Source organism: Lentilactobacillus dabitei, from assembly GCF_019061365.1.
In the GTDB taxonomy this organism is placed as follows: Bacteria; Bacillota; Bacilli; order Lactobacillales; family Lactobacillaceae; genus Lentilactobacillus; species Lentilactobacillus dabitei.
The window spans coordinates 1-4,937 of record NZ_JAHPPD010000127.1 but is presented as its reverse complement, the minus strand read 5'-3'; the positions used below and the strand labels follow the sequence as shown (position 1 = coordinate 4,937).

The 4,937-nt window shown below is 36.8% G+C and carries 6 protein-coding genes and 1 pseudogene; 5 read left to right on the top strand and 2 right to left on the bottom strand.

Annotation, left to right across the window (positions count from 1 at the left end):
• Positions 1–341 precede the first annotated feature (341 nt).
• Complete coding sequence (locus KTE19_RS12765) at positions 342–599, top strand: hypothetical protein (protein ID WP_217165456.1); 258 nt, start codon at positions 342–344, stop codon at positions 597–599.
• A 173-nt stretch (positions 600–772) separates the two neighbouring features.
• Here KTE19_RS12765 and KTE19_RS12760 read toward each other — a convergent pair whose 3' ends face one another.
• Together KTE19_RS12760 and KTE19_RS12755 are read right to left on the bottom strand one after the other, a co-directional pair.
• On the bottom strand, positions 773–1,006 hold the full coding sequence (locus KTE19_RS12760) for a hypothetical protein (protein ID WP_217165454.1): 234 nt from the start codon (positions 1,004–1,006) through the stop codon (positions 773–775).
• 154 nt (positions 1,007–1,160) lie between these two features.
• The gene (locus KTE19_RS12755; protein WP_217342428.1) at positions 1,161–1,937 is read right to left on the bottom strand and encodes an HD domain-containing protein; all 777 of its coding nucleotides are present in this window, start codon (positions 1,935–1,937) and stop codon (positions 1,161–1,163) included.
• Positions 1,938–2,043: 106 nt separating this feature from the next.
• Here KTE19_RS12755 and KTE19_RS12750 point away from each other — a divergent pair, with 106 nt between their 5' ends.
• The 4 genes and pseudogenes from KTE19_RS12750 to KTE19_RS12735 all read left to right on the top strand — a co-directional run bounded on the left by KTE19_RS12750 (position 2,044) and on the right by KTE19_RS12735 (position 4,661).
• Positions 2,044–2,427, top strand: coding sequence for a MerR family transcriptional regulator (locus KTE19_RS12750; RefSeq protein WP_217342426.1), 384 nt, complete (start codon positions 2,044–2,046; stop codon positions 2,425–2,427).
• A gap of 103 nt (positions 2,428–2,530) precedes the next feature.
• Positions 2,531–2,920 carry a carboxymuconolactone decarboxylase family protein gene (locus KTE19_RS12745; RefSeq protein WP_217164775.1) on the top strand — a complete coding sequence of 130 codons (390 nt, stop codon included), beginning with the start codon at positions 2,531–2,533 and terminating at the stop codon, positions 2,918–2,920.
• Complete coding sequence (locus KTE19_RS12740) at positions 2,895–3,662, top strand: SIR2 family NAD-dependent protein deacylase (RefSeq protein ID WP_249778493.1); 768 nt, start codon at positions 2,895–2,897, stop codon at positions 3,660–3,662. Before KTE19_RS12745 ends, KTE19_RS12740 begins: the two co-directional genes overlap by 26 nt.
• A 132-nt stretch (positions 3,663–3,794) precedes the next feature.
• Positions 3,795–4,661, top strand: a pseudogene (locus KTE19_RS12735) (DUF3737 family protein).
• Positions 4,662–4,937 lie beyond the last annotated feature (276 nt).

Genomic DNA, 4,937 nt, shown 5'->3' with positions numbered 1-4,937 from the left:
GTCCCCGTAAATGTCTCGGATGGAAAACGCCTTATGAAATATTCTTTAATGTAGTGTTGCACTTAATTTGACAATTCAAGCGATAAACTTTTAGGAAATTGTCATAAGTTTACCGCGAATTCACAAAGAGTCAAGAAAATTACTCTGACCTTTTCTGATTAAGCGGCTATCCTCAATGACCACAGGGATTCTAGGATTATTAAGTATTTATTAAACCGTTTTCAGCGAACCTCTTTCACGGTTCAAGCCCATAGTCAATATTGACTTCACAAACAGAAAATAATAACGTTATAGTCGTGTATTTATAAATTTGAAGTTATTACATAGAGTGAAATTGACTAATGGAAAACGAAAGTAATTACGATCTTTTTCAAAAACTACATCCCCATTGCTTTTCCGAAGCGATGGTTGCCAGATTTGCCAGAAACGAACTAGAATTTCGAGCCGCCAACGGGGATGGCGAAGCAAAGATGCTGCTGACCCTTCGTGACTGTGAGGAGCAGGAAAGCAAGCACCTTCATCCGGCCAACGACCGCCGAACTCAGATTGGCGAACCCCAACCGAAGTACAAGCTTATTTATCACCTGCGTTTGCAGTAGGATCCAGCTGAGGCCAAGATATAAGAATAGTTAGTTTTACAACATAAGCCAGTCACCCAGACATTCAAATTCAGAATGGTTGGGTGATTGGCTTATATTGTCGGAACGACTTGTTGGCCAAGTCGCTTTATCTTCATCAAGAATAACCGAAAAATAAGATTGATCTAAATCTATCAATTCCACTGAAACTTAAACTGCTGTTCACCATCAATTGAATGAACCGTCTCAACATCTCCGTTAACTGGCGCATGAGTCACCAAGAAGCTTGGGTGCAAGTGGCTATAAAATTCAAAGTCATAAGCCACGCCACCTTTTTGTTTCTTCGCCTGCATGACACCGCGACTACCATCCGACAGCTGCACGATCTGTTCCTTCTTTTTTGAAGGGTCTAAATAAATTGTTGTCATTGCTAGCACCTCCAATGTTTATTATAGCAGTCAAAAGAAGCTATAGATTAACTTACAATATATTAAATTGTTTTCATGTAAAGCCCGGTTCGTACTGAAATCAATCCGAATATACTTCCAAAACTTAATTAAGGCATTTTGCTGTTAGTTTCAATCATCTTAATGAAATAAGCTTACTTGCTAAGAGGAATAATCTAAAGCTTTCCTTATTACGCAAAAAATTAATATTTAAATTGTTTTTAAATCTAATTCTATCTAACGCATCACAGTCTTCTAATATACTTTCATCAGAAACCTCCCTTAGAACTAAGCTTGAATCAATTAATCTATCTGCTTTTTCAGGTACTGAACGACTATGATTTTTAACAATGCTTATTATTATCTCAATATCGTCCTCTGTAATATTAGGCAGTTGCCCGTTAAACAATCTTTCATTAACTAGTCGAGAAGTAAGCTGGTCAGAGTTCAATAGCCGAGTAAATAATTGGACAGATTTACCTCCATGATTTTCATCATTTAGGTTAGCCCAGCTTCTACCAATATCATGAATAAAGGCGGCTAGCATTAGAGCTTTGCTACGTGTTTGTGTATATCCTCGCATTAAGGACTCAATCATAACGAGCCTCGCAACTCTATATCCATGAGCGTAACCATGGCCAACCACCATATCATCTAGCAAAGGTTGATTAAAGATTTTCATTTTTATAATTGGTGCAAGCCGCTGAAATATATCGTCATAACTCTTGTACTTGGGATACCGTATTATATCAGCTTCACTTAACTGTTGATATTGATATATTTTCGTTCCGGATCGTATATTTAGAACCAATCCTGGTCTCGTTAACAAACTGTTTAAAGCCACGTAAGGATTATTCGTCCATGTCCCGAGGACTTTTCGGTCAACATCAGATACTTGAAAACTTTTCTCCATAAAATTTCTCCTTGAAAATAATTGAAAACCTATTATGATTAAACTAAAATTTTGATAACATTATTCTAAATTCTGGAGTGTACTCAATGTCAAGGAGGTAGAAAAATTGAATTATGGAATAGGTAAATTTTCAAGAATTGTAAACATATCCGTTGATACGCTCAGGTACTACGAAAAGGAAGGATTAATAGTACCAAAACGCGATAATGTGAACCGACGGCAATATACAGACCATGATGTAAAATGGATCGATTTTATTAAAAGATTAAAGAAAACAGGTATGCCAATAAAAGATATTAAAAAATATGCCAAATTACGCTATCGAGGAAATGAAACAATCAACGATCGACTTAAACTACTATATGATCAGCGTCATAGATTAAAAGCTGATCAGGTTGAATTACAGGGACATATCAATTTCTTAGATGAAAAAATTCAAACTTACCACGAAATGAATGCAAGTGTGGAAGCAAAATTAGAAAGTAAGTAATACAAGAGTTGGACTTTTTGTTCAACTCTTGTATTTTTTTCTTGACATGGAGTTAACTCCACCAATTAAGCTTGCTATATTCAAATTGAAAGAAGGAATATATATGACAACAAGAATCGAAGAAGGAAAAAATATGTTAGCTAAGGTAGACGGTAATGCAGCGGGAAATGTCATGGATTCATTAAAGGATATTGCTCCGGATGTAGGGAAATATATCTTAGAGTTTGCATTTAACGATATTTATAGTCGTGCAGGGCTTGATCTGAAGCAACGTGAAATGATCACCATTACAACATTATTAACTCAGGGAGATACTGCTTCCCAACTTAAAGTACACATTAATGGGGCCTTACATGTCGGACTTTCCAAGCAAGAAATTGTTGAAACGTTTATTCACTGTATCCCATACGTTGGATTTCCAAAAGTTTTAAATGCAGTCTCTATTGCAAGAGAGGTATTTAGTGAACATGATGGACAAGAAAAAGATGAATGATCAGGTTATGGATGTTGCCGCAAAGCTTATTAGTAGATCGACTAACATAGTCGCCTTTACTGGGGCCGGAATTTCAACTGAATCCGGAATTCCAGACCTCTCACAAATTTCTGAAATATTAAGTGCGGATAGGGGCTTCAATGGCGGAGTGTTTGGGTTGCTGGATAGCAGATTTGCAAAAACTGATCCGGTAGAATTTTATCGGCTTTATCGAAAGACATTTTTTCAACCAAGTGCTAAGCCTAATTTTGCTCATAAGTTTTTAGCATATCTAGAAGCTCAAAATAAGCTGATTGGTATTGCAACAATGAATATTGATTATTTACATCAACAAGCTGACAGTAAAACTGTTTATGAGTATTGGGGTGATATGAGAAAAAATCACTGTAGTTATTGTCATCGTTCTTATGATTGGGACGTTGTTAAAGAACAACAGATCCCACGGTGCCCAGTATGTCAACACGTGATTGTCCCTGATTTTGTCCTGCGGAACCTAGCGACTTATCAAAGCGAAATTAGTGAGGGACAAAAGCTATTGGCACAGGCAGATTTATTGCTAATTGTTGGCACCCGCCGAAGCCCAAATAGCTTTTCTTCGAAGATTCCTAAGATTGTTATCAACGATGAAATCGACAACAAGCTTAGAGATCAAACAATTTATATTAATGGGAAGGCTGCCACTGTTTTTCAGGAGTTAAATTATCGGATCGCAAAAAATACATTTCATAAAAATGCAGTTTAACTTAAGGCGTACTTCCTAAAAAACTAAGCAACGTAAGTAATAGTTACTTCGATATCTTCGAATCAAGATCTAAAAAACTGCAAATGCAAAGTCAGTACAGTATCATTAATGCTGATTTGGAAAGGAATACTCATGAAACAATACCATGACCAATATTTTGAAGGTGAACGCCCGCTATTTGCTGAAACTAATGCAACAATCGAGGAAACCACCTTTGGCAAGGGAGAGTCACCGCTCAAAGAAAGTCAGAATATTAAGTTAAGAGATTCGATTTTTGCTTGGAAATATCCGCTTTAGTATAGTCGCAATATTCAAGTTGATCATTCAATTCTAAAAACAATGGCTCGATCAGGTATTTGGTACACGCATGGTATTACCATCCAAAATAGTTCAATTCAAGCCCCCAAAAGTTTTCGTCGAAGCTCTGGTATTGAATTAACAGATGATCACTTTTCAAATGCACAAGAAACCTTGTGGCGTTGTGACGATATCAAGCTAACCAACATCCAAGCCAACGGTGACTACTTTGGCATGAACAGCAGTAATATCTATGTTAGCCATCTTAATCTCATTGGCAATTATGTCTTTGACGGTGGTAAAAACATTGAGATCCATCATTCCACGTTTGTTTCCAAAGATGCTTTTTGGAACTGTGAAAATGTCACAATTTATGACTCAACGATTAGTGGTGAATATTTGGCGTGGAACACCAAAAACCTTACTATGATTAACTGCACAATTGAAAGCAATCAAGGGCTTTGCTATATTGACCATCTTAAAATGCGTAATTGTCACTTGCTGCACACAAATTTAGCATTCGAATACTGCTCAAATGTTGATGCTGAAATAAGTTCCAGCATTATGAGTATAAAAAATCCGCTAAATGGTAAAATTCACGCTCGCTCAGTCGGCAAAATCATACTGGATCCGACCAAAATAAATCCTGGTAAGACTACAATCATAACTGATGATGAGACACGCGGAGAGGTTCCAGCTTAACTATCAGTTAATGCGAACCTGCACAAAGCCCGCTTACCTGTTTATCGTAATCAGAATATGGTAACAAAAGGTAAGTGGCTTTTGAAGATTAACATTGACTGTCCAAAGACAATGCTTGAAGGCAACTAACAACAACTAAAAACAAGAATTGAGTTGTATTCGGACAATCAAAAACGCCTTTAATGCGGTGACAACAATGAAGTGCAACAGAAAAGTTAGACAAGTTTAGATATTGATTTAAGCTACCATGGCTTGATTCCTGTATTCTACAGGGGT